This is a genomic window from Paenibacillus sp. PastM-3 (assembly GCF_029893965.1).
Taxonomy (GTDB): Bacteria; Bacillota; Bacilli; order Paenibacillales; family Paenibacillaceae; genus Paenibacillus_AQ.
This window is the reverse complement of sequence record NZ_JARXXP010000008.1, coordinates 194,552-217,487: the sequence shown is the minus strand read 5'-3', so window position 1 is coordinate 217,487 and position 22,936 is coordinate 194,552. Positions and strand designations below refer to the sequence as shown.

Below are 22,936 nucleotides of genomic sequence, written 5' to 3'. Positions count from 1 at the left end.
ACTTTGCTGCCAGACTCTACTACTGGCCTCTACTACTGGGCTCTACTACTGGGCTCTACTACTGAAATCTACTGCTGAATTCTTCTGCGAGAGCTTATAATGGGTGCTGGTGCTCCATAACTAACCTATCCACCAGGCTAACGGACTCAGATGACGTTATTTATACAAATTTGACCCTTCGCCCAACGTAACGGACTCAAATAACCTTATTTACTGCTAATTCACGCCTCCGGGGTCATTTGGCGGCAAATAACGGCTGCTGAGTCCGCTAGAATTCAAAAACGCGCAAACCCCAGCAAATAACGCCTCCTGGGTCTGTTAGCGGGACCGGAGCCGCAATTAAACAGGCGAACCAGCGCCCCCAATCCAAGGAGCAATACCGGTTCGCCTGATTTTTTTTGCATATAGTTACTTAATAAAGGAGCAGCAGTGTTCTGCGGGACCTTTTGTGATATTGCCAATGAAGAACGCCGCTGCTCCGCCTGGCTTTGCTTTTTTAACGATCAGTTACCTAACGAATCCCACTTTTACTTCACCTAACTTTTTGCGAGCAGGATGCAAATGAGATGCTGGACCGGGCCTGACGTTCCCGCTTACTGCGCCAGCTCAATCACCGCACACAGGAAGGCAAGCGCCAGCCCCTGCCCCCATCCCTGCGCCCATTTCCGGTCAATGCCCAGATAGCCGGCCAGGTCGTTCATTACTGCCGTTCCGCCGGATACATTCAGCACGCGGCCGTTATCGGCGATATTATCGAGCAGACCCTGCAGCGCCTGGTTGACATACTTCCCGTGCAGCGGATTCCCCTGCATGATCATGGCAGCAGCAATTCCCGCTGTAGCCGACACCTCGCCATACGCCTCCGTATGGTCGAGCACGGTGCCCCAGAGGCCGTCAGGCTTCTGCAGCTTTTTGATCGCTGCGAGCTGGTCGCGGAGTGAGCTGGAAATATGCATATACGGCGGATACAGGTAGGCTTCCGGCAGGATTTTGCCGACTCGGGACATGGTGTAGGCTGCCCAGGCGTTGGCGCGGGCCCAGTAGAGGCCGGACATGTGATTTTGCTCAATGTGATTGTATCCGTGATACCACAGGCTGGTGTTTTCATCCTGCAGGTAGTTAATATGCCAGAAGAACTGGTGGAGTGCGTCATCGATCCACTTTTTCTCCCCAAGCAGCACCCCTGCACGCAATTCGAAGTAGGCTGCCATGAACAGCGTGTCGGCCCAGGCCTGCTCCGGAAAATCATTTTTTACCGAAACGGTATGCTGAAGCACCCTGTCACCAAAACGCAGAGCCCGGTTCTGCAGATAATCCAGCTTGCTGACAATCAGGTCAAGAACCTTCTGCTCCTTGGTCTGTTCGTAGAGCGTGAGCAGCATATGGCCCATTGCGCAGGTATTAACCGTCCACTCCGCCGGCAGTCCTGCCTCAATGTATTCCGTACACCAGTCGGCCATCCGCTCCAGGTAGCTTTGCTCCCCCGTGACTTCAAAAGCCCGGCTGACTCCGTAATAAGCAACACCGCAAGGCCAGTTCCAGGTCAGATCCATACCGAGTGTGTAATTGACTACGCTGTCGGTAACCTTTTTCAGATCAAGATTAGATAAGTCCAGCTTCATTGTTCAAAAAGCCTCCCTGTTAGTTATGTACTGCCGTTATTACACGAGATTTGTCCGGCTGCCTCCCTTAGCCTCCACAATCCGCTCATCATCCACACTGAGCCAGATAAATCTTCGGCATCCCTCTGCCCCCTCTGCAAATCTCTCATTGCCTGAATCGTATCATGCTCCGCCCGGGCACTGGAATGGAAAAAAATAAGCTTCATTTGTAAGATTCGAGCTTTTTTCTGCCGATGTATCCGCTTTCCCGCTCACGTATCCCTGGTCGTTGTCATTCTAATCTATCTGTGCTAGTGTCCTTTTGAAATTGAGAGTTGCGGAAAAAATAAACAGGGGTGTTGCAGCATGCGCTTATTCTTGTTAATCGGACAATCCAATATGGCAGGCAGAGGTCCACTTGAAGAGCCGGACGTTAACGCGGAGCCTGAGAAAAATATTTATAAGCTGGACGACAACGGGGGCTGGCTGAACGCAAAAGAGCCGGTACATAATGACAAGCCGAAGCTGGTAGGTGTAGGCCCGGGATTGACGTTCGCACGGACAGTTCTCGGTACCCTGAGCGGGGAAAAGATAGGGCTGATTCCCTGTGCAGTCGGCGGAACCAAAATCGAGCGCTGGGTACCCGGCGGGGATCTGTATGAGCGGGCTGTTGCGCGGGCACGCCTGGCTTTGGAGAGCGGTCAGCTAAGCGGCATTTTATGGGCCCAAGGGGAGAGCGACTCTGAACTGGCAGCTGATGCGGCGGTCTACAAAGACCGGTTATTCAGCCTGATCACCAGCTTGCGGAAGGAGTTGGATGCAGAGGAGGTTCCTTTTGTTGCGGCAAAATTGGGCGGATTCATCCGGCCGGAAGAATACCCGTATACGGGCCAGATTAACGGGGCGCTGGAGTCAGCTGCTACGGTTTTTGACAGGTTCTTTCTGGCGGCTTCGGCCGGACTTATTCATAAAGGTGACTATCTGCATTATAACGCGGCTTCGGCAAAAGAACTCGGCCGGCGCATGGCTGAGGGTTGGCTGAATCTGCAATAGGACACTGGATTTGAAATATACAAACGGCTACGCCGTCCTGATCAGGATGGCGTAGCCGTTTGTGCGAGCAGGTCCATTCTACTGCAGCTGAATTACCGCTGCCGTTCCCGGAGGCGGAGCGATCGCGGTGCGGAACGTAACTCCCGGCTGTGTCTTGGCCAGCAAGTGACGGATTACGCCGCCGTGCGTGACAATCAGCACGCGCAGCTTCTGCCGCTCATTCTGTTGTAGAACGGCTGCCTGGCTGCTTGTCTGCCCGTCTTCTCTTTGCGGGTCCGGGCAGCAGATTGTTGACAGCCCGGCCTCCTGCAGCAGGTCTGTCAGGAACTGCTGCAGCCGGGCTGCAAAAGCAGTCCAGGCTTCTCCTCCAGGCGGAGTAACCGCCGCCGGATCATCAATCCAGCTTCTGTACAGCGGATTATCGCTGAGCTGCTCATAATTGCAGCCCTCCCATTCCCCGAAGGACATCTCCCGGAGACGCGAGTCATATACAGCCCGGGCTTCCAGTGATGGGGCTGCTGCCGCCAAAGTCTCCCGGCAGCGCAGCAGATCGCTGCAGTATACCCGCCAGAAGTCTCCGGTTAGCTCCGACAGCTCTCTGTGTGCAGCCAGCCTGTCCCGTTCCTCAGGAAGCAGAGGCAGGTCGCTGCTCCCGAGATAGCGGCGCTCCTTATTCCATTGTGTGTGCCCATGGCGCAGCAGTACCAGCTCTAACGGACACAGGCTGGTTGCTGAAGCCTTGTCCGGTTCTGCAGGGCTGCTGGAGGCAGTCTTCGCAGCATCTATTTCTACCAGACTGTTGGACATAATCTGCGCTGGGTCCGATTCTATCGGAATGCTAGAGGTAAGCTGCGCTGGATCCAATTCTGCCAGACTGGCAGTCTGCCCTTTTTCCAATTTGATTCTCTTTCCCTGTTCCTGATCATCCATGCTCCGCTTATCCCCCAAACTATAAGAAGGCTGCTGCTGCACATAGGACCACAAATATAGTGGACGACAGTAGCATTAGCCTTGAAGTGACAATAATATCATCCGGCTCCAGACTACGCAGAGGCTCGCCCATATGAGCCCGGAACGAGGCTACGCCGTGATAGACGTTCACCCCGCCCAGGCGGATGCCCAGTGCTCCGGCCACTGCCGATTCCGGGTAGCCGCTGTTGGGACTGGGATGCAGGCGGGCGTCACGCCGCACGGTCTGCCAGCATCTGCGCCAATCCAGCCGCAGCAGCCATGCACAGAGGGTTAGGAGCAGCGCAGTTATGCGCGCCGGTATGTAATTCGCCACATCGTCAAGCCGCGCAGAGGCCCAGCCGAGATTGATGTATTTATCATTCTTATAGCCGACCATGGAATCCAGTGTGTTCACGGCCCGGTAGGCCATCGCCAGCGGCGCACCGCCAAGCAGCGCGTACAGCAGCGGAGAAATGATTGCATCGACAATGTTCTCGGCAACCGTCTCTACCGTGCCCCGGACAATTTCCGGACTGTCCAGCTGCGACGTATCACGGCCGACGATCATGCCGAGCACAAGTCTGGCCGCCGGAAGGTCCCCCTTCTTAAGCTCTGCATAAACTGCCATCCCGGCATCTTTCAGCCCCTTGGAAGCAATGGTTGTAGAGATCAGCCAGGCTTCGGCCGCCAGCGCCAGCCAAGGCGAAAGCTGTGACAGCAGCCAGAGCAGCACGGCTGTTATCAGCCAGCTACCTCCTGCTACCAGCAGGGGTAGCAGAACGCCGGCACGCTTCAGACTGCGCGGGTTGCGGACAAAACGGCGGATTGCCCGCTCCAGCGCGCTAATTGCTTTACCCATTAACACAACCGGATGGGGCAGGCTGCGGGGATCGCCGATAAGACGGTCCAGTACATACGCGGCAAGCAGCACGATTGCAACCGTCATGAGCAAGTCCTCCATGGCTGGCATAGCGCTGTGCTTGCTTGTTGGACTCGCCCTGTCTGGCCCAGCGCTCTTTCTGCCGGGCGAGTCCTCCGCTTTCTTCGGCTCAACTCAGCGCAGCTCAGCTGAGCGCTCCATATTATCCGCGAACCATTGCCTGCTTGCCAGGCTCCCCGCATTCGGGGCATGCGAGTGCAGGTCAGTTGTAAACTCCATATTTTCCGCAAACCAGCGACCGCTTGTCTAATTCTCCATATCCGGTAATGCGCTGGACCAGTATTTATGGCCCGCCATATCCGGTTCAGTGCACCGTCCATTTGCCGGTTGTTAAAGATCCGGCGCAGATAAATGCTCATTCGCCGTTCTTCCTTGCCTGCACCTGCACAGCACGCACCGAGCGGAGGCTGCCCGTTACCGCTGCATACACCAGCCTGCCAATCGCTCCGCCGAGATCAGTCGCTGTACCGGCATACACATGCTCTGCCCCGTAACGGCGGCTGCCGCTGACTGCCAGCACGATTGCATCTGTCGTCGTGCCTGTAGCGGTTAGCCCGTTCTCGGGATCGGTGATGCCGAGATCTGCCAGAGCAGCGGCCTTGGCTTCGGTTGCCGTAATGACGGCGTTCACCATCGCCGAGGGAGTCAGCAGACCGTCTATGCCAAGCATAATATTGATCGTACCTGGGCGGTAAGCCTTCAGCACACTCCGTTCCACCCCCGCACGGGCCGCATTGCCCGCAGCTGCAGTCACGCAGCAAAAAATCCCCGCAGAGCCGGTATCCTCCTCGGCAACCGCAGCATGCTCCAGCGGCACTGCCGTCATCAGGCCCGCGCAGCCCTCCAGCGGATATCCCCACTCTGCCAGCTTATTCTCCATATCGCGCACCGGATTGCTGCACTCATAGTCACGGCTGACATACTGGTTCACAGCCCGCTTCAACCGGCCCATTCCTCCGCCGTACACTGCACTGGAAATACTTTCAGCCTCAGCCGGAAACTCCAGCAGCAGGTGCTCCTCCTTCCATTCCAGCGCCAGCCCCGGCCAGACGCCGGAATAATACGTTCGCGCCCCGCCTGCAAGCTCAAAGGGAGTCTTTACTTTTGCCATTCCTAATCACGCCCTTTACTTTTACTTTAAGTTACTTTCTTTCATACTCTATTTACTTTATTTACTCTACTTGCTCTACTTGCTCTACTTGCTCTACTTGCTCTACTTAAAGTCCGCTAATTCTACGCTACTCCTCAAACATTAGTTGGATTTTTGACACCTAATTCCTTCATTTCTCCGCAATTTCAATGATTAGTTGGAAAAACCTCACCTATTTCGGTCCGGAATTCTCGTTATGGGCAAAATCGGCAGAATTAAGTGACCTTTATCCAACTAGTTTCTTCCTGACAGCAGGTAGCCCCGAAATAGATGACGAAAATCCACTTAATTGAATTGAAATGCTCAGCAGAGCCAATTTCATCCCTGCCAGTTACCTGCCTTCTAGCAAACTGTGTACCGCAACCGCCTAATCAGCCTGGATGCCTTTATCCCCGCCAGATGGACCTATACATTCCATAGCACTCCGTAGCATCCAGTAGCATCCAGTAGCATTCAGTAGCATCCATAGCACTCCGTAGCATCTAGTAGCATTCAGTAGCATCCAGTAGCATCCAGTATCATCCAGTAGCATCCAGTAGCACCCACAGCACCCACAGCATCATAGCATCCATAGTACTCCGTAGCATCTAGCAGCATCCATTTGCAATCTGTAGCAATCAGCATCATCCTGCAGCATTCATTAACTAGCCTTGCAGCATCCAGCCGCCGCAAAACTTACTCGCCCGCTAAAACCGCCCCCAGCTCCCGCAGCAGCCGGGCGTTGTCCTCCGGCCCCTTGACGGCCACGCGGATATGCCCGGCGGCCAGGCCCGGGTACATCGCGCAGCTGCGCACGAGGATGCCCCGGCGGCCAAGCTGCTCCTGCGCGGCCGCAGCTGTCCACCCTTCCGGCAGCTCCGCCAGCAGGAAGTTCGCTTCGCCCGGCGGCACGCTGCAGCCGAGCCGCCTAAGCCCCGCCCGCAGCAGCTCCCGCTCTGCTGCGATCAGCTCACGCGTGCGCGCGGCGTACCCGCGCCCGCTGCGCAGGCACGCTTCCCCGGCCAGCTGCGCCAGGCCGTTCACGCTCCAGGTCACCTGCTTGCCGCTCATCCTCGCGGCAAGCTCCGGGGCTGCTATAGTGAACCCCAGCCGCAGCCCCGGAATGGCAAAAAACTTCGTCATCGAGCGGATCAGCACCGTATGACGGAACCCGGCCAGCTCCGGCAGCAGCGATTGCCGCCGCTCCTCCGGGATGAAGTCGATGAACGCTTCATCCACGGCAAGCAAGGTCCCGCAGGCCTCTGCCTTGCGGGCCAGAAACCGCAGGTCGTCCAGTGCATACTGGACGCCGTTGGGGTTGTTCGGCTGGCCGAGGAACAGCAGATCAACCTGCTCCAGCAGTCCGGCGATTTCTTCCGCATCCGCCCGGTATGCCTGCTCCTCCGTTCCCTGAACGGAGAGCACCTCCGCACCAAACTGCTCAGCGAGCTGGCGGTACTCGGAGAAGCAGGGCTCGACGATCCCTACCCGGCGCGGGGCTGCAGCCAGCAGCAGCAGCGCCATGGACTCGGCAGCCCCGTTGCCGACAGTAATCCATTCCGTGCTGATACCCAGCTCGGCGGCCAGCAGCGCTTTTAACCGGCGGTGCCCCGGATCAGGATAGGCCGTGACGGCAGCCGCAGCATCCCGCAACAGCTCCAATACAGCTGGCGGCGGGCCGAGCGGGTTAATATTGGCGCTGAAGTCAACAAAAGCGCTATCCCTGTCCCCGCTGCCTCCACCGTAAAGCTCCGCTGCCGTCAGCAAATCGCCCCCGTGGCCATATTTTTCAAGCATCGTTACACTCCCTCTGTTTGCCTCGTATTGAGTTACCCATAGCCCCAATTATTGCCTTTAGCGCAGAAGCGCGTCAATGATGGATGTGGGACTATTTTGTCAATGTAGCCGGTCTGCCTTAATCCGGGCCTGCTCTGAGTGCCCTGCACCTGCTCCAACTCCGCCCAACTTTCCTGTAGCAGCTGAAGGACACTTTCTATTTTGTGAAATGTGGGCTTTTAGTTTAGAATAAATGCAGTAGTTAACCATGTACAGGCGGAGGAATATACCATGCTCTTTATTGATAACACCGGCATTACAGACGCTTCGATCAACCTGGCCATTGAGGAGTTCGCGCTCAAAAACCTCCCGATGGACGACAGCTACCTGCTCTTTTATATCAACAGCCCGTCCATCATCATCGGCAAGCACCAGAATACGATTGAAGAGATCAACCAGGAATATGTAAAAGAAAACAACATCCAGGTCGTGCGCCGGCTCTCAGGCGGCGGAGCGGTGTACCATGACCTCGGCAATCTGAACTTCAGCTTCATCACCAAGGATGACGGCGAGTCGTTCCATAACTTCCTCAAATTTACCCAGCCGGTCATCGACTATCTGCAGTCTATGGGAGTCAACGCTGAGCTGAGCGGACGCAACGACCTGCAGGTCGGCGAGCGCAAAATCTCCGGCAACGCCCAGTTCTCCACCCGCGGACGGATGTTCAGCCATGGCACCCTGATGTTCGACCTGAATCTGGATGATGTACAAGCCTCCCTGAACGTGAACCCGGAGAAGTTCAAATCCAAGAGCACCAAGTCCGTGCGCAGCCGGGTTGCCAACATCAAAGAACTGCTGGGCACAGACATGACGATCGAGGAGTTCCGCGACGGGCTGCTGCGTTCGATTTTTGGCATGGAGCCTTCCGGGGTTCCGCAGTACAAGCTGACGATGGACGACTGGGTCCGCATTAACGAAATTTCCAAGGAGCACTACCAGAACTGGGACTGGAACTACGGCCTGTCGCCGAAGAGCAATGTGAAGCACACCCGCAAATTCCCGGCCGGTCTGGTCGATATCCGCATGGATATTGAGGATTCCTACATTAAAGATATCAAAATCTACGGCGATTTCTTCGGCGTAGGTGACGTAGCGGATGTAGAAAATGCGCTGCGCGGTAAGCGTTACGAGAATGCAGAGGTCAGAGAGGCGCTGTCCGGGCTTGATCTGAAGCATTATTTTGGACGGATTGAGCCGGAGGACTTCATCGGACTGGTGTTTTTGGAGGAGTAGCTCTTCTGGAATACCTTTTATTCGCAGGCAAAATAGAACCAGCCAATTCCGGGCTACCCGGGTCGGCTGGTTTTTTTAGCAGAATCTGCTTACGCCTTGGAAAGCCTGCGCTTCTGGTACAGTAAAATCCCCATGGCAAAATAAATAACCGTGAGCAGCACGATCATTAAGAGCTCCCTTGCCACCTCCGCCAGACCCGCACCATCATTCAAAATTTGATTAAAGGCACTGGCAGTATGCGTAAGCGGCAGCAGATCTGTCATGCCAAAAGCGCGCCCGTATACAGTAATGAGATTCAGCTCCGGAAGGGGAAACATACTGCCCGAAAAAAACATCAGTATAAAAAACGGAAAACAGCCGACTGTCAGCACATCAAACACCGTGTTCAAAAAGCTGGCCACAATCAGGCTCACAGCAACCATAGCCATACTAGACAGCACTCCGACAGCCAGAATAGCGCCAAAATGCCTTTCCGGTTCATAACCTAATCCAAGGGCCGTCCAGTATGACAGAACAACCGCACCGGAGGCAACAGCCGCCTGGGTAATGCAGATTCCGCCCAGAAAGTTAAAAGCGCCAAGCCGGCTGAGCTTGAGCCGAAGCAGTGTTTTATTGTCATTTTCTTTCACAATGGAGGCTGAAGCCGTGAACAGAACCATGAGTACAGCAAGGGAGATCAGCCCCGGGACATAGCTTTCGAATTCGTTTAAGGGCTGCTTTTTCTCAACAAAGGTTTCTTGTATAACGGCCGGAAGCGTGATTTCGGCTGCATTCATTCCCTGCCTGTTCACCTGCTCGGCCGCCCAGACTGCTGCAACAGGATACCTCACATTCCCCATACTCCCGTAAAAGCTTACCTGCGCCGCGCTGATATTGTCCCCTTTGGCTGCGGATGCCAGTGCCGCTGAATAGTCCTCGGGAATGACCAGGCCGATATCGATCTCCTTTTGCTTCACCTTCGCCTGCAGCTCTTCCCCGTTCGGGAAGCTTCTTATCTTAAATACCGGAGACCCGTTCGCCTGCCCCTCCATCTGCTCCAGACTGCTGATAAGCTGAACCGACGCGCGCCCCGGATCCAGATTGAGTACGCCCAGCTTATAGGTAACCGCGTCTCCCCCGTAAAAAAAGGACATCAGCAGCAGAAAAAACGGCGAGAACAGCAGCACCATGGCGAGCATTTTCCAGTCCCGGATACTCTCCCTGACGGACTTGTTAACCGCTGCCGCAAGCCTCATTCCCGCAGCCCCCTTCCGGTCAATGCAATGAACGCATCCTCAAGCGTCCGTTTGCGGATGGTCATATCCAGAGTCTGGATCTGGTGAGCCCTCAGCCGCTGCTGCACCTTCGGAATCCATTCAAGAACGCTTCCTCCGCCAAGGAGGAACAGTCCATCGGTGTAGGTTTTTTCTGTACATTCCGGCGGCATCATCTGGAGAACCTTCTCAGCCAGCTCCCTGCTGATTCCGGTCACCCGGAGCTGCACAAGCTCTCCCGTGCCCGCCTTAGCCTTAAGCCTGTCTGGGATGTCGAGCAGCAGTATTTCTCCATGATCGATAATGGCTACCCTGTCCAACAGCCTGTCAGCTTCATCCATGTCATGTGTAGTAAGGATTACCGTCTTATCCCGGGCCAGTCCTCTGATGAAGTCACGCACCAAAATTCTGCTCTGCGGGTCCAGTCCCGCCTGCGGCTCATCCAGAATGATCAGCGGCGGATCGTGGACAAGCGCCAGCGCGATATTCAGTCTCCGCTGCATCCCGCCTGAGAGCGTCCGGCCGAGCTTGTTTCTCTTATCCCACAGGCCCAGTGCGTGCAGCAGAACTTCTGCCCGGTTGCCCGCTGCCCTGGAAGAGAGTCCGTAGGCGATGCCTGCGAAACGCAGCTGCTCCAGGCAGGTCAGCAGCTCCCAGATGACAATCTCCTGCGGACAAAGTCCGATCATCGGCTTAATCCGCTCATAGCTGCCGGAGGTCATTGGCATACCATTGACATGAATCCGGCCTGAATCCGCTTTTAGCAAACCGCACAGCATCCTGATCGTGGTTGTTTTGCCGGCTCCGTTGGGCCCCAGCAGGCCGAACACTTCCCCTTTGTGCACTGTGAAGCTTATGTTGTCTACGGCGGACACCGTCCCATACTGCTTGCTCAGACCCTTCACCGCCAGAACCGCCTCATTCTCCATGCAGCACCTCTTATTCCATTTATTTCAAAATGGTGATACAACCAATTTATCAGAGCTTTTGCGCAGAGGCAGTGAGCTACCGCTCATTCCCCATAGTTGCTGCCTTCTCTTTGCACACAGCCTGCCCAACCAACGCCAAAAAAGCCCCCGCTGCAGACAGCGGAGAGCCTTATCCTGCCCTTCCGGGCTCCCTCCCCGTTTAGGAGGGGGTAATAACGAACACATAGACAACCAGCAGCAGTGTGAGCACAATGCACACCTTCTCCACTCCGCTGCCCTTCTTCGTGCCGGTACTCATCAGCTTCAGACGAAGCTTGAAGGGCAGCGGCGGCAGCGGGGTAATCCCGCGCTGGGTCAGCGAGTCGGCCAGCAGATGCAGCGCATACGACAGGCCTCCGGCAATCCACAGGCTGCCGCCGTCATTCATGCCGAGGGAGACAAAGTACAGCAGTGCCCCCCAGCCGGCCACCGCATACAGGGTATGCGTGATTCCCCGGTGCGGAACAACGGAAGCTACCACGAGTATGCAGGCGGCGATGTAGTTCCATGGATCATAATCGTCGGCGAATGCAAACAGCGCCAGAGCGATTAGCAGCATAACCAGCTGCCGCAGCCTTCTGCCCGGAAGGAACGATACACTGCCCACGAGCAGTGCCAGCACGATATGCCATGGCGGTTCAGCGATGCCGGCAAAATAAAGATAAATCGCCGCGCCGATCAACGCCACCTGCAGCAGCCTCAACGCCGATTCCGGTACAGCACTGCGTACCAGCAGCGAATTCGGCTCATCAATATCGGGCAGCAGGGAGCTGACCGCCGCTACAGCAACTGCCGGAACCGTGATTTCGTAACCGAGCAGATTCATCACAGAGAGCGTAATCCCGGTGCTGATAATAAAATGGGATTTGCCCATCATCTTTGAAACCGCCCCTTTCTAAGCTGTCAAAAATAAGAACAAATGTGCGGTTACCAAAGTATACTAAGAGAGCGTTTTTTTGTCCAGCCTGCAGTTGCATTATGCGTGTCTAAAGCCTTTATCCGCCGGGCTTCCTTATAGTTTTGGCTTGTCCTCCCCTGTGTTTTAGGATACAATTTGGACAACTTGATACGTTTTCTGTATTTCATGAAAGGATGACGATTGTGAGCCGCTCGCGAATCGCCGATCTCAGCCTGCTGCTGGTGGCGCTGATGTGGGGCTGTACCTTCCTGATCGTCCAGCATGCCGTCAGGGTACTGCCGCCGCTTGCCTTCAACAGCATCCGGTTCACAGGCGCCGCCTTGCTGCTGGCGTTGATTACGGCTGTCTTTTACTCTCATGAATGGAAACAGCTGAGCTGGCGTATGGTTATGCATGCCTTGCTGCTGGGCCTTTTTCTGTTCATGGGCTACGGTCTGCAGACGATGGGACTGCTGTACACAAGCACCTCCAATACCGGGTTCATCACCGGATTGTCCGTTGTGATTGTCCCCTTCCTGTCGCTTGCGCTGCTGAAGCATTCCATCTCCCGCTACACATGGCTTAGTGCAGCTATTGCCGTTGCAGGACTGTATCTGCTGACCTTCACCGGCTCGGCATTTTCGCTTGGGCGGGGTGACAGCCTGGTTCTGCTCTGCGCGGTCGCTTTTGCCCTGCAGATCGCCTATACCGGCGTATATGCGCCGCGGTATCCGGCACTGCCGCTGGCAACGCTGCAGCTTGCTGTTGTCGGGCTGCTCAGCATCGCCGCCTCGCTGATTGTTGACGGCAGCGGTCCGCTGCTGCAGAGTGCGGAGCTGGTCAGGGAGCCTGATGTGCTCTGGGCGCTGCTGATCTCCATCGGGCCGACCAGCGCATTTGCCTTCTGGATTCAGACCGCCTGCCAGAAATACACCACACCGTCCCGGGTGGCCATTATCTACGCGATGGAGCCGGTGTTCGCCGCTTTTACCGGACTGGTCTTTGGCGGTGAGAAGCTCGGCCTGTCCGCCGGGCTTGGCTGCCTGCTCATCCTTGCGGCGATGCTTACCGCCGAGCTCAGTCCTGTGCCTGACAAGGACGGACGCTCAGAAGAGAATGCCATTCCTTTAGCTTCATCAGACGGATAATTTCATTTATACTAGTACAATAACCTTTAGGAGAGAACCCGAATGTACAAACTGATTGCAATTGATATCGACGACACACTGATTAATGATGACAAGGAAGTAACCCCTGCCACCCAGACCGCGCTCGAGCAGGCTGTCGCTGCAGGTGTTGTAGTAACTTTGGCCACCGGCCGCGCCTATGCTTCTGCCCAGGCTATTGCCCGCCAGACCGGCCTCAACGTACCAATCATTACTTACCAGGGTGCCCTGGTGAAGAACCTGATGGACGAAAAAGTGCTCTACGAGCGTTATGTGCCGCAGGACGCAGTACGCAAGCTTTTCCAGTATTGTGTGGAGCATGATCTGCACCTGCAGACTTATATTGATGACAAGCTGTATGCGCGCGAAGAGAACCAGAAGCTGATTGAATATTCGCAGCTGAACCGGACCCAATACTTCATTGAACCGGACTGGGAGAACAAGCTCGTTCCGCAGAAGACCCCAAAAATGCTCATCATCGATGACCCGGCCTACCTGGACGAGCTGTCCCCGATCCTGCGTGAGCTGCTGGGCGATTCCGTCCACATTACCAAATCCAAGCCGCACTTCCTCGAGATTATGCACAGTGAAGGCACCAAGGGCATCGCGCTTGAGTTCCTGGCAGGCCACTTCGGCTGTGAGCTGTCCGAAACGATTGCAGTCGGCGATTCCTGGAATGACCATGAGATGCTCGAAGCAGCTGGTCTTGGTGTGGCTATGGCCAATGCCATCCCTGCACTCAAGGAAATTGCCGATTTCGTCACCCTCAGCAACAATGAAGACGGCGTGAAATATGCGATCGACAAGTTTATTTTGAAGACAGTAGAATAATTACACGTATGACAAAAGGGTGCGCTGCCGCCGGTTTTCCAATCAACCGGCGCAGCGCACCCTTCTTTTTGCAGCTCAGACAGTTCTGCTCGTCTTCAGCCTAAAATTCCGATCCGCGCACCTTCGCATACACTTTGCTGTCATGCAGCTCTCCGTCAAAGCCGCGGGTGCTGAGCCGCAGAACTCCATCCAGCTTATAACCGGCACGCTCTGCTACGGCAGCGCTTTTGGCATTGCGTCCGCTACAGCGGATTTCTATCCGGTTAGCTTCAAGCTCATGGATGGCGAAAGCCGTGATCGCATTTACCGCCTCCGTCATGTACCCTTTTCCGGAGCAGGAAGTTCTGATCCAGTATCCCAGTTCAAAAGAACGGATATCCCAGTCGATATGGTGAAGTCCGCTGCAGCCCACGAACGTTCCGTCAGTCTTGTTATAGATGCCCATGTGCATGTTAGTGCGCTTCAAATAATTGATCCGCGCTTCCCGTACGAAAATTTCACTTTCCTCAGGTGTCTGCGCCTTTTGGGCGAAGATCATCCACGGCTGCAGCTCATTCAGACTCTCCATGATTGCCGCGTTCATCTCCGCCCCGTCGCCCCATTGCGCAGCCCGGATCAGCAGCCTGTCCGTTTCTATACTTTCAGAAATATCTAGCAGGATTGGAATTACCGGTTCAGACATATTGTTAGCCCCTCCTATTGTCTAATTAAGTTTCCTTCCCGGAATTATATTCAAAAAACCTTTTTCTGGAAGTGATAAATCTTATGTGCCTGCTGGTTGGGCCGAATGCAGGTAAACCAATTCAAGGGCATTTTTGCCCTTCATTTCGCTCATTCCGCTCATTCCGCAGCCTGCACCGGAATAAGAAACATATCCCCTTCTTCCAGCCGTCCAGCCTGACTCTACACCCGCTCCAGCGCAATCCTCATCCCAGTAACCGCCAGGGTAACGCCCTCCGGCAATATGTAGTCCTTGCGGATGTCCACATCATGCGACATATGCGTATAGACGGTACGGGCCGGCTGGACCACCTTCAGCAGCTCTGCCGCTTCCGTCATATCATATACAGAGCGGGTGGACAGCTCAGCGGCTTCATAATAGAAGCTGGTGCCCAGCACCAGCAGGTCTACTCCCTGCATCGGAGCAGTCTCCTCCGGTCCGAGCGAGATGGAGTCGGAGCAATAGACCCAGGTATACTCAGCCTTCTCCAGCTTGTACGCGTAAGAGTAGCCGTTCTTGCCGTGGTTTACCCGCCAGGTGCTGATCTGCCAGCCGTCCAGCTCCATGCCCTCGTCACAGGCAATCATATCAATATGACCGCCCAGCCACGGGTACTGCCGCTGAATAATCGGGATTACCTCGGCCGGAGCATACAGCTCTCCTCTGTAGCCCATCCAGCGGCAGGCATCCGCCCATTCCGGCAGCCCGCCGATATGGTCAAAATGGGCATGGGTAATCAGCAGCCTGTGCATGCTGCGCAGCCCCTGCTGCTCCATCTGCCGCCGCCAGTCCGGTCCGCAGTCAATCGCAAAGAAATCACTGCCGTTATCTATAAGCACGGATGAGCGTAGCCGGGCATTCAGCCCGCCAGTCCGAGCCTCCGTACAGTTCTCACAGCTGCAGTACACCCGCGGCACGCCCATCGCGTCGCCTGTCCCCAAAAACACCAACGTATTCATCTGCACTCACTCCTTCAATTCAAACAGCTAAGATTAGTAATCCTCATTATAGTACATATCACTGCTCATCTCATCCAGTCTCTCCACTCCGCCCCGTTTTCCGCATCAAAAAAAGCCGCCCTCCAGCTCTGGAGGAACGGCCCGCTTACCATCCTTCTTGCTTCCCTGACCGGCAGTCAGGACACTAGATCCCCGCCAGCACCTGATACCAGACGCCGCGCTTGGAATACAATGTCTCACGGACTTCCGTCCAGCCGCCGAGATAATCGATGCCGAACAGCCCGGCGGGAACCGGATAACGGCTCTCATTGGCCGCATAGACCTGCTCGTTCACCGGACGGAAGCCGTGCTCGGCGAATACCTCCTGCGCAGCAGGTGTTGACAGATAATCGACCAGCGCCTCGGCTGCTTCCCGCGTGCCGCGCTCATCCACATATTTGTCCACGACAGCCGCCGGATTTTCAATCAGAATCGTATCCTTAGGGATGATGACTTCATACTTCACGCCTTTGGCGATCCGTGCCAGCAGCTCATTCTCATACGTAACGATGACATCCCCTACACCATATTCAAAAGCCGCCATCGAGGCCCGCCCGCTTTTATCCAGAGATTCCACGTTAGCATGTACCTGCTCCAAAAAAGCTTTTGCAGCCGCAGTGTCCTTCACTCCGGTCTGCTCCTCGGACATCTTCAGGCCCGCTCCATAGATCGCGTTGATATCCCACTGCGCTCCGCCGGAGGTCTTGGGGTTGGGGTAGAGCACCTTCACACCCGGCTTCGCCAGATCGGAGAAGTCCTTTATCCCCTTCGGATTACCTTCACGCGTCCCCAGCGCCACCACTGAACGGGTAATCATACCGTCCGCGCCGTGCTCCTTCCAGGTATCTGCGACCAGTCCCGCTTTGACCAGCTTTTCAATATCCCCTTCCAGCGCCAGCAGGGTCACATCCGCTTCAAATCCGCCGGCAATGGCTCTGGCTTGTGTCCCCGAAGCTTCATAGGATTCCTGAAAAACAATTGTCTGGCCAGTTTTGGCCTTCCAGTCCGCGGCGAACAGGGGCAGAATGTCGCCCATTGCATCTTTGACCACGCTGTACGCTCCGACCACCAGGGTCAAGTCGCCCTGCTGGGGAGCCGCTTCACCATCAGCCGTTTCCTTGCTATCACCGCAGCCGGCCAGAGCCAGTGCGAGCAATGCCAGCATTAGGGCTGCCAGCCATCCGTGCAGTTGTCTGCTCCTTTTGTGAACCCTCATTCCGGCACACTTCCTTTACTTAGATAAACACAGGCATCGGATCTTCCTTCAGCCCGTTCTCCTGAATCCAGCTGCGCTCGTCATTGAACAGATAGGCGCGGTGGACCAGAACAGAGATTTCCTGGCCTGGCGTAAGAGTCTCCTTCTCAAGCGAACGGTACGTCACCAGCTTGTGCCCGTTCACCTCTACCTCCACCAGCCACTCGCTGCCGCGGAAATGCAGATGCTTCACGATGCCCTGCTCAGTAGCCGAAGCCATTTTGAACTCATTCAGATGGCCTACCTCGATATACTCCGGACGGATCAGCGCCTTGGCCTTGTTCCCGCCGCCCGCATTCTTGAAGCCCTTCAGCTCGCTCGCGCTCTCGATCAGTGTCGATTCTCCGATAAAGGTTGCCACAAACGGCGTCTTAGGCTCTTTGTAAATATCCCACGGGGTGCCCTTTTGCTCCAGACGTCCCTGATTGATGATCATAATCTCATCCGCTACCTCAATCGCCTCATCCTGGTCATGTGTGACGAAAATTGAGGTGATGCCGACACGTTCAATCAGCTCGCGCAGCCAGGAACGCAGCTCCTGGCGGATCTTAGCGTCGATTGCGGCGAACGGCTCATCCAGCAGCAGCAGCTGCGGCTCAGGCGCAAGCGCCCGGGCAAAAGCGACACGCTGGCGCTGCCCCCCGGACAGCTGATGAGGATAACGCTTTTCAAACCCCTTAAGTCCGGTAAGCTCAACGAGCTCAGTAACCCGGTCACGGATCGTATTCTTGTTCGCTTTCTTGACCTTAAGCCCAAAAGCGATATTCTCATACACAGTCATGTGCTTGAAGAGCGCATAGTTCTGGAACACAAAGCCGATTTCGCGCTCCTGCGGCGGGAGGTTGTTAACCGTTTTGCCATGAAAAACAATTTCACCGCTATCCGGTGTCTCCAGTCCTGCCAGCATGCGCAGAATCGAGGTTTTGCCGCCGCCGCTTGGGCCGAGCAGGCCGATCAGATGACCCTTGGTAATCCCGAAATTAACGTCCTTCACGGCGTGAAAATCTCCAAAATGCTTATTTAGTCCCCGAACCTCTACATGCATCTCTAATGCACACCCTTTCGTCTCTTACTCCATTCCATCAGCAGCAGCAGACCAGCGGAGAAGGCTGCCAGCACCAAGGCTACACCGCCCGCAGCAGTTACATTAAAATTCTCTACATCCTGGTAGACCAGCGTAGTTGCGGTCTGAGTCTTATTCATAATGTTGCCCGATACAACGAGCACGGCGCCGAATTCGCCCAGTGAGCGGGCCACCGTCAGAATCACGCCATAGATAACCGCCCAGCGGATGGAGGGCCAGGTAACCTTCCAGAAGGTTGTCCAGCCGTATGCCCCGAGCGTCGAAGCGGCCTCCTCCTGCTGTGAACCGATCTCCTGCAGCACCGGCATCACCTCACGCACCATCAGCGGGAAGGTTACGAACAGCGTGGCAATGACCATTCCGGGAAAAGCATAAACAATATTGACTCCGATTTGTTCAAAAAGCGCACCCAGCGCGCTGTCCGGACCAAGCAGCAGGACAATCATCAGCCCGCCGATAACCGGCGATACGGCATACGGCAGATCGACAATGCTGTTCAGCAGCCCCTTCAGCCGTTTGCCCATCCAGTTGGCCCGCACCAGATACAATGCCAGCATAATGCCAAATAGAGTATTGAGCAGCGTAACCACCACTACGACGAACCCCGTCATCATTAGCGCATGCAGCGCCTCCGGCCTCGACAATGATGCCCAGAATCCGCTGAACCCGCCCTTGAACGCCTCAGTTGCCATTTTACCCAGCGGAGCGGCAATCAGCAGAATGAAAACAAGATAAGTAAGGATAATCCATAGTTTTCTCATGATCTTCTCCCCCGCATCTGCAGCAAATTAATCAGCCAGAGAATGAGGAACGACAAGGTCAGCAGAATGACCGACACCGCGGCGGCACCAACCGGATTATCACTTTCCACTTCACCGAAAATAAAGACCGAGGACACCAGCGTCCGTCCCGGAATATTGCCGGCTACCAGTACGACTGCACCAAATTCAGCCAGCGCCCGCGAGAAGGCCAGCATACCGCCGCTGATCATTCCCGGAGCCATTGAGGGCAGAATCACCTGCCGAAATACCCGGCTGCTCCCCGCACCCATTGTATAGGCTGCCTCCTCCTCGGAAGGATCAAGCTCCTCCAGCAGCGGCTGTACCGCCCGGATGACGAACGGGAATGTTACGAAGATCATCGCAATGACAATCGCCGGCTGATGGAACACAATCTCGAAGCCGAGCTTCTCCGCCAGTCCTCCGATCAGACTCCCTGGGCCCAGCAGCAGCAGAATCATCAGGCCTCCGACCGCCGTTGGCAAGGCAAAAGGCAGATCAACAAGGCTGTTGAGCAGCGCCTTACCGGGGAACCGGTAACGGATCAATACCCAGGCAATCATCGTACCCAGCAGAACATTAATGACAGTGGCGATAACCGCCAGCTTCAGTGTTAACAGGACCGATTTCCAGGCAATCGGGTCGCTTACACTTTCGATAAAGGTGCTGAAGCCCAGCGAAAAGGAATTGTAATATACGCCGATAATCGGCAAAACAATCAGCACGACAAAATACAACAGAATCGTTGTGCGAAATCCCCAGGTCCAGCCTTTGTGTCTAAGCAACGAATTCAAATTAGAAGTCCCCCCACCTCCGGATATCCGGTCGGTATAGTAGCCATTAAGCCCAGCATTATTCCTATTAATATACTTGGTATTATAATTATCACTACTTTACCAAAGCCGCTTGTGTCCGTCAATTACTTTCGTTCAATTTGGGGTAAACTATAGTATATTTTATTTATAGTACAGGGAGGGGATAGCATTATGTTACATACTATCGAGATTTCGACCAGCAAACGGGACGAATTGCGTGATATTACCCGTGAAGTTATTTCCTATGTAAAAAAGAGCGGAGTGCAAAGCGGCATTGCTGTGGTCTACTGCCCGCATACCACTGCAGGAATCGCCATTAACGAAAATGCCGATCCGGATGTTAAGCACGACGTGCTGATGAGGCTGGATGAGGTGTATCCCTGGGAGCATCCGAAATACCGCCACGGCGAAGGCAATACCGCTTCCCATTTGAAATCCATAACCGCCGGGCCTTCCCAGAGCATCATTATTCATGAGGGCCTACTACTGCTCGGCCGCTGGCAGGGCATTTATTTCTGCGAGTTCGACGGGCCCAGACACCGCCAGTATTATGTAAAGATTATTGAGGGATAGAATATCCTGCGGAAATAATTAAAAAATACGGCTCCGCCATTTCAGGGCGGAGCCGCCTCTATATAATATATAGTTTCTATAACACTTTCACTATGCAAAGTTATACCAATGCACAGCTCTAAAGCGATAAGCCCAAAAAAAGAATGACAGCCTATAAACTGCGGCTAAGTACCTTTATATGGGTAAGAGCGGCCTGTTTAACATCATCAAACGATACTTTATCCTGGATATAATAAGAAATAAATCCGTGGGCGGACAAAAACAACGTCAGCGGAACACTCTGCCAATCCTCGGAAACATAGCCTTCTTCCTTCATATGCCTGCGTACAATACTTGCGAACAACTCAAAACATCGCCCTTGTTCTGCACGACAGTAAGCCAGAAGCTCTTCATCCCGGATCATAAACATAATCTCATACTGGTGCGGATGATCCAGTCCAAAGCGGATAAATTCCATCACCAGCTGCTCCACCCGGGTCATGCCCGGTTCAGGCGGGTTGTTCATTGCTTCGTTAAGCAGAGCGGCCACATGGTTGAAGTCTTCAACCACAATAGCGTAGAACAGCTCCGCCTTTTCTTTGAAATGATAATAGAGCGAGCCATGGCTGTATCCCAGATGCTGTCCGATGCTGCGCATTGAAATTGCACGGTATCCTTTGGTAATAAACAAATGCCTGGCCGCTTCCAGAATCCTCTCTCTCGACAACTCCCTCTCCACTGCTCTTCTTGCCATCATTTATTCCCCTTCGCTGAAGTAAAGCCGCCGCCCTTCTGTAACCAGCGCTTGCCCCTGGGTAAGATCCGTTATCCATGCTACAAAAGCGTCACCTTCATCATTCCGCGGCAGACACAGCAGCGTTACTGTATCCGTAAAGGAAGTTTCCCCGGTTTTGGTGCCTTTGGCACGCAGCTCATTCTCAACCTTACCGAGCCACGTATAATCGATTTGTACGAATACCTCGCGCCTCAGCACCCGGGTAATGACTTCCCCAGCCTCAAGCGCCAGTACAGCGCCGTCAGCATAGGCCCGGATCAGTCCGCCTGCCCCCAGCATAATGCCTCCAAAATAACGGGTAACGACGATTGCCACATTTTTAACTTGTTGGTTGCGGATTACTTCCAAAATCGGTTTCCCGGCCGTTCCACTCGGTTCCCCGTCATCTGACTGTCTTTGAATCTCATCTCTTTCGCCAATCATGTAAGCAGAGCAGTTATGCGTCGCATTGCGGTGCTGCTTCTTGATGTCTTCGATAAATTGCATAGCCTCTTCTTCATTGTCCACCGGCATGACATGGCCGATAAACCGTGACTTACGAATTACGACTTCCCGGGACCCGGGAGAACGCACCGTCCGATATTGTTCAAGCATCCTTATTCCAGTCCTTACTTGTATTAATTGACTTGATATAGTTTAGGAGCAGCCCAGGTATGGATAACCTATGGACTGCTCCCAGTTACTGCATTTGTATGAATGATCTGCGATGTGCTGAAGTGCTATTCAGTAAGTCTGGCTTCCAGCTCTGCTTTTTCTTTTTCGTAGCCCGGTTTACCCAGAAGTGCGAACATGTTCTTCTTGTATGCTTCCACACCCGGCTGGTCGAACGGATTAACGCCCAGCAGGTATCCGCTGATCCCGCAGGCTTTTTCAAAGAAGTAAACCAGATAACCGAAAGTATATGGAGTTTGGTCCGGAATGGTTACAACCAGATTCGGCACCTGTCCGTCTGTGTGCGCCAGAAGCGTTCCCTGGAAAGCTTTCTTGTTAACAAAATCAACCGTTTCACCGGCCAGGAAATTCAATCCGTCAAGATCGTCAGCATCGCTTTCGAGCGTAATGTGGTGACGAACCTGCTCAACCTGGATCACCGTTTCGAAGATATTGCGGTTACCCTCCTGAATGAACTGGCCCATGGAGTGAAGATCTGTCGAGAAGTCAACGGAGGAAGGATAGATTCCTTTGTAATCCTTGCCTTCACTTTCGCCGTACAGCTGTTTCCACCATTCGGAGACAAAGTGCAGGGAAGGCTCGTAGTTGACCAGAATTTCTGTAGTCTTGCCTTTGCGGTACAATGCATTACGCACTGCAGCATATTGATAGCTCTGGTTGGTTGCTACATCCGGGTTGTTGAACTCATCGGCTGCGGCTGCGGCACCCTGCATCATTTCTTCAATGTCAATGCCAGCTACAGCAATCGGCAGAAGACCTACAGGTGTCAGTACGGAGTAACGTCCGCCTACATCGTCAGGGATGATGAACGACTCGTAGCCCTCTTCGGTAGCCAGCTTCTTGAGTGCGCCCTTCTCCTTGTCAGTAGTAGCGTAGATGCGTTTGCGTGCTTCTTCCTTGCCGTATTTCTTCTCCAGCGCTGCGCGGAAAATGCGGAACGCGATTGCCGGTTCAGTGGTTGTCCCGGATTTGGAGATTACGTTAACGGAGAAGTCCTTGCCTTCAACAAGGTCAAGCAGGTGCGTAATGTATGTAGAGCTAATGTTATTCCCTGCGAAGTATACTTCCGGTGTCTTGCGCTGTTCTTTAGGCAGGTTATTGTAGAAGGAGTGAGTAAGTGCTTCAATCGCAGCACGTGCTCCCAGATACGAACCGCCGATCCCGATAACGATCAGGACATCGGAATCATTCTGGATCTTCTTGGCTGCCTCTTGAATACGGGCGAACTCTTCCTTGTCATATGCGGTCGGAAGATCAATCCAGCCCAGGAAATCGGAGCCGGCCCCAGTCTTGTTATGCAGTTGCTCATGGGCTAGTTTAATCGGAGCAGCAAAGTAGTCAATTTCATGCTGGTTAAAGAAGGACAACGCTTTGCTGTAGTCAAAATTAATCTTTTTGGACATCG

Annotated in this window: 22 protein-coding genes; 5 read left to right on the top strand and 17 right to left on the bottom strand. The window is 54.3% G+C overall.

Annotation, left to right across the window (positions count from 1 at the left end; translation table 11 throughout):
* Window positions 1-593: 593 nt before the first annotated feature.
* Complete coding sequence (locus tag M2108_RS14790) at window positions 594-1,622, bottom strand: glycoside hydrolase family 88/105 protein (protein ID WP_277469981.1); 1,029 nt, start codon at window positions 1,620-1,622, stop codon at window positions 594-596.
* 345 nt (window positions 1,623-1,967) lie between these two features.
* Here M2108_RS14790 and M2108_RS14785 point away from each other — a divergent pair, with 345 nt between their 5' ends.
* Window positions 1,968-2,654 (top strand): sialate O-acetylesterase, encoded by a 687-nt coding sequence (locus tag M2108_RS14785; protein ID WP_277469982.1) that lies wholly within the window; start codon window positions 1,968-1,970, stop codon window positions 2,652-2,654.
* A gap of 78 nt (window positions 2,655-2,732) precedes the next feature.
* Here the strand turns inward: M2108_RS14785 and M2108_RS14780 are convergent, their stop codons facing one another.
* The 4 genes from M2108_RS14780 to cobD all read right to left on the bottom strand — a co-directional run bounded on the left by M2108_RS14780 (window position 2,733) and on the right by cobD (window position 7,471).
* On the bottom strand, window positions 2,733-3,584 hold the full coding sequence (locus M2108_RS14780; protein ID WP_277469983.1) for a histidine phosphatase family protein: 852 nt from the start codon (window positions 3,582-3,584) through the stop codon (window positions 2,733-2,735).
* A 19-nt stretch (window positions 3,585-3,603) separates the two neighbouring features.
* Window positions 3,604-4,551: an adenosylcobinamide-phosphate synthase CbiB gene (gene cbiB / locus M2108_RS14775; RefSeq protein ID WP_277469986.1), complete on the bottom strand. Its 948-nt coding sequence runs from the start codon at window positions 4,549-4,551 to the stop codon at window positions 3,604-3,606.
* A gap of 349 nt (window positions 4,552-4,900) precedes the next feature.
* Complete coding sequence (locus tag M2108_RS14770; protein ID WP_277469987.1) at window positions 4,901-5,656, bottom strand: adenosylcobinamide amidohydrolase; 756 nt, start codon at window positions 5,654-5,656, stop codon at window positions 4,901-4,903.
* 714 nt (window positions 5,657-6,370) lie between these two features.
* The gene (gene cobD, locus M2108_RS14765; RefSeq protein WP_277469989.1) at window positions 6,371-7,471 is read right to left on the bottom strand and encodes a threonine-phosphate decarboxylase CobD; all 1,101 of its coding nucleotides are present in this window, start codon (window positions 7,469-7,471) and stop codon (window positions 6,371-6,373) included.
* A gap of 270 nt (window positions 7,472-7,741) precedes the next feature.
* Between cobD and lplA the strand changes: the two genes are divergently transcribed.
* Window positions 7,742-8,743, top strand: a complete 1,002-nt coding sequence (lplA, locus tag M2108_RS14760; RefSeq protein WP_277469990.1) for a lipoate--protein ligase — start codon at window positions 7,742-7,744, stop codon at window positions 8,741-8,743.
* A gap of 89 nt (window positions 8,744-8,832) precedes the next feature.
* On the opposite strand, the gene M2108_RS14755 is transcribed toward lplA, so the two are convergent.
* The 3 genes from M2108_RS14755 to M2108_RS14745 form a co-directional block, all read right to left on the bottom strand.
* Window positions 8,833-9,978 carry an ABC transporter permease gene (locus M2108_RS14755; RefSeq protein WP_277469992.1) on the bottom strand — a complete coding sequence of 382 codons (1,146 nt, stop codon included), beginning with the start codon at window positions 9,976-9,978 and terminating at the stop codon, window positions 8,833-8,835.
* Complete coding sequence (locus M2108_RS14750) at window positions 9,975-10,925, bottom strand: ABC transporter ATP-binding protein (protein ID WP_277469994.1); 951 nt, start codon at window positions 10,923-10,925, stop codon at window positions 9,975-9,977. Before M2108_RS14750 ends, M2108_RS14755 begins: the two co-directional genes overlap by 4 nt.
* A gap of 199 nt (window positions 10,926-11,124) precedes the next feature.
* Window positions 11,125-11,841: a metal-dependent hydrolase gene (locus M2108_RS14745; protein WP_221803955.1), complete on the bottom strand. Its 717-nt coding sequence runs from the start codon at window positions 11,839-11,841 to the stop codon at window positions 11,125-11,127.
* A gap of 224 nt (window positions 11,842-12,065) precedes the next feature.
* On the opposite strand from M2108_RS14745, the gene M2108_RS14740 reads away from it, so the two are divergent.
* Both M2108_RS14740 and M2108_RS14735 read left to right on the top strand, forming a co-directional pair.
* Entirely contained in the window at window positions 12,066-13,010 is a 945-nt protein-coding gene (locus tag M2108_RS14740; protein WP_277470167.1) for a DMT family transporter, read from the top strand.
* Between the two features lie 42 nt (window positions 13,011-13,052).
* Complete coding sequence (locus M2108_RS14735) at window positions 13,053-13,859, top strand: Cof-type HAD-IIB family hydrolase (RefSeq protein WP_068722176.1); 807 nt, start codon at window positions 13,053-13,055, stop codon at window positions 13,857-13,859.
* A gap of 100 nt (window positions 13,860-13,959) precedes the next feature.
* On the opposite strand, the gene M2108_RS14730 is transcribed toward M2108_RS14735, so the two are convergent.
* From M2108_RS14730 to cysT, 6 genes are all read right to left on the bottom strand, one after another.
* A complete protein-coding gene (locus M2108_RS14730; protein ID WP_277469996.1) occupies window positions 13,960-14,541 on the bottom strand; it encodes a GNAT family N-acetyltransferase in 582 nt (193 codons plus the stop codon).
* 221 nt (window positions 14,542-14,762) lie between these two features.
* A complete protein-coding gene (locus tag M2108_RS14725; protein WP_277469997.1) occupies window positions 14,763-15,539 on the bottom strand; it encodes an MBL fold metallo-hydrolase in 777 nt (258 codons plus the stop codon).
* A gap of 184 nt (window positions 15,540-15,723) precedes the next feature.
* Window positions 15,724-16,794 carry a sulfate ABC transporter substrate-binding protein gene (locus M2108_RS14720; RefSeq protein WP_277469998.1) on the bottom strand — a complete coding sequence of 357 codons (1,071 nt, stop codon included), beginning with the start codon at window positions 16,792-16,794 and terminating at the stop codon, window positions 15,724-15,726.
* A 19-nt stretch (window positions 16,795-16,813) separates the two neighbouring features.
* Window positions 16,814-17,878 (bottom strand): sulfate/molybdate ABC transporter ATP-binding protein, encoded by a 1,065-nt coding sequence (locus M2108_RS14715; protein WP_277470000.1) that lies wholly within the window; start codon window positions 17,876-17,878, stop codon window positions 16,814-16,816.
* 2 nt (window positions 17,879-17,880) lie between these two features.
* On the bottom strand, window positions 17,881-18,678 hold the full coding sequence (locus tag M2108_RS14710) for a sulfate ABC transporter permease subunit (protein ID WP_277470001.1): 798 nt from the start codon (window positions 18,676-18,678) through the stop codon (window positions 17,881-17,883).
* Complete coding sequence (gene cysT, locus M2108_RS14705) at window positions 18,675-19,490, bottom strand: sulfate ABC transporter permease subunit CysT (protein ID WP_277470002.1); 816 nt, start codon at window positions 19,488-19,490, stop codon at window positions 18,675-18,677. The genes M2108_RS14710 and cysT overlap by 4 nt, the downstream gene beginning before the upstream one ends.
* Window positions 19,491-19,682: 192 nt before the next feature.
* Between cysT and M2108_RS14700 the strand changes: the two genes are divergently transcribed.
* Window positions 19,683-20,084 (top strand): secondary thiamine-phosphate synthase enzyme YjbQ, encoded by a 402-nt coding sequence (locus tag M2108_RS14700; protein ID WP_277470003.1) that lies wholly within the window; start codon window positions 19,683-19,685, stop codon window positions 20,082-20,084.
* Between the two features lie 151 nt (window positions 20,085-20,235).
* Here M2108_RS14700 and M2108_RS14695 read toward each other — a convergent pair whose 3' ends face one another.
* From M2108_RS14695 to M2108_RS14685, 3 genes are all read right to left on the bottom strand, one after another.
* A complete protein-coding gene (locus M2108_RS14695; RefSeq protein WP_277470004.1) occupies window positions 20,236-20,817 on the bottom strand; it encodes a TetR/AcrR family transcriptional regulator in 582 nt (193 codons plus the stop codon).
* A gap of 3 nt (window positions 20,818-20,820) precedes the next feature.
* Window positions 20,821-21,453, bottom strand: coding sequence for a YigZ family protein (locus M2108_RS14690; protein ID WP_042173638.1), 633 nt, complete (start codon window positions 21,451-21,453; stop codon window positions 20,821-20,823).
* A gap of 125 nt (window positions 21,454-21,578) precedes the next feature.
* Window positions 21,579-22,934: a glucose-6-phosphate isomerase gene (locus M2108_RS14685; protein ID WP_277470005.1), complete on the bottom strand. Its 1,356-nt coding sequence runs from the start codon at window positions 22,932-22,934 to the stop codon at window positions 21,579-21,581.
* Window positions 22,935-22,936: the final 2 nt, after the last annotated feature.

What these genes read in the sequence shown, in the direction of transcription:
- M2108_RS14785 (WP_277469982.1), top strand. Translation starts at nt 1,968, where the DNA reads ATGCGCTTATTCTTGTTAATCGGACAATCCAATATGGCAGGCAGAGGT.
- M2108_RS14755 (WP_277469992.1), bottom strand. Translation starts at nt 9,978, where the DNA reads ATGAGGCTTGCGGCAGCGGTTAACAAGTCCGTCAGGGAGAGTATCCGG.
- M2108_RS14690 (WP_042173638.1), bottom strand. Translation starts at nt 21,453, where the DNA reads ATGCTTGAACAATATCGGACGGTGCGTTCTCCCGGGTCCCGGGAAGTC.
- M2108_RS14700 (WP_277470003.1), top strand. Translation starts at nt 19,683, where the DNA reads ATGTTACATACTATCGAGATTTCGACCAGCAAACGGGACGAATTGCGT.
- M2108_RS14725 (WP_277469997.1), bottom strand. Translation starts at nt 15,539, where the DNA reads ATGAATACGTTGGTGTTTTTGGGGACAGGCGACGCGATGGGCGTGCCG.
- M2108_RS14710 (WP_277470001.1), bottom strand. Translation starts at nt 18,678, where the DNA reads ATGAGAAAACTATGGATTATCCTTACTTATCTTGTTTTCATTCTGCTG.
- M2108_RS14730 (WP_277469996.1), bottom strand. Translation starts at nt 14,541, where the DNA reads ATGTCTGAACCGGTAATTCCAATCCTGCTAGATATTTCTGAAAGTATA.
- M2108_RS14750 (WP_277469994.1), bottom strand. Translation starts at nt 10,925, where the DNA reads ATGGAGAATGAGGCGGTTCTGGCGGTGAAGGGTCTGAGCAAGCAGTAT.
- M2108_RS14780 (WP_277469983.1), bottom strand. Translation starts at nt 3,584, where the DNA reads ATGGATGATCAGGAACAGGGAAAGAGAATCAAATTGGAAAAAGGGCAG.
- cobD (WP_277469989.1), bottom strand. Translation starts at nt 7,471, where the DNA reads ATGCTTGAAAAATATGGCCACGGGGGCGATTTGCTGACGGCAGCGGAG.
- M2108_RS14790 (WP_277469981.1), bottom strand. Translation starts at nt 1,622, where the DNA reads ATGAAGCTGGACTTATCTAATCTTGATCTGAAAAAGGTTACCGACAGC.
- M2108_RS14695 (WP_277470004.1), bottom strand. Translation starts at nt 20,817, where the DNA reads ATGGCAAGAAGAGCAGTGGAGAGGGAGTTGTCGAGAGAGAGGATTCTG.
- M2108_RS14770 (WP_277469987.1), bottom strand. Translation starts at nt 5,656, where the DNA reads ATGGCAAAAGTAAAGACTCCCTTTGAGCTTGCAGGCGGGGCGCGAACG.
- M2108_RS14735 (WP_068722176.1), top strand. Translation starts at nt 13,053, where the DNA reads ATGTACAAACTGATTGCAATTGATATCGACGACACACTGATTAATGAT.
- M2108_RS14715 (WP_277470000.1), bottom strand. Translation starts at nt 17,878, where the DNA reads ATGCATGTAGAGGTTCGGGGACTAAATAAGCATTTTGGAGATTTTCAC.
- cbiB (WP_277469986.1), bottom strand. Translation starts at nt 4,551, where the DNA reads ATGACGGTTGCAATCGTGCTGCTTGCCGCGTATGTACTGGACCGTCTT.
- M2108_RS14685 (WP_277470005.1), bottom strand. Translation starts at nt 22,934, where the DNA reads ATGTCCAAAAAGATTAATTTTGACTACAGCAAAGCGTTGTCCTTCTTT.
- M2108_RS14720 (WP_277469998.1), bottom strand. Translation starts at nt 16,794, where the DNA reads ATGAGGGTTCACAAAAGGAGCAGACAACTGCACGGATGGCTGGCAGCC.
- lplA (WP_277469990.1), top strand. Translation starts at nt 7,742, where the DNA reads ATGCTCTTTATTGATAACACCGGCATTACAGACGCTTCGATCAACCTG.
- M2108_RS14745 (WP_221803955.1), bottom strand. Translation starts at nt 11,841, where the DNA reads ATGATGGGCAAATCCCATTTTATTATCAGCACCGGGATTACGCTCTCT.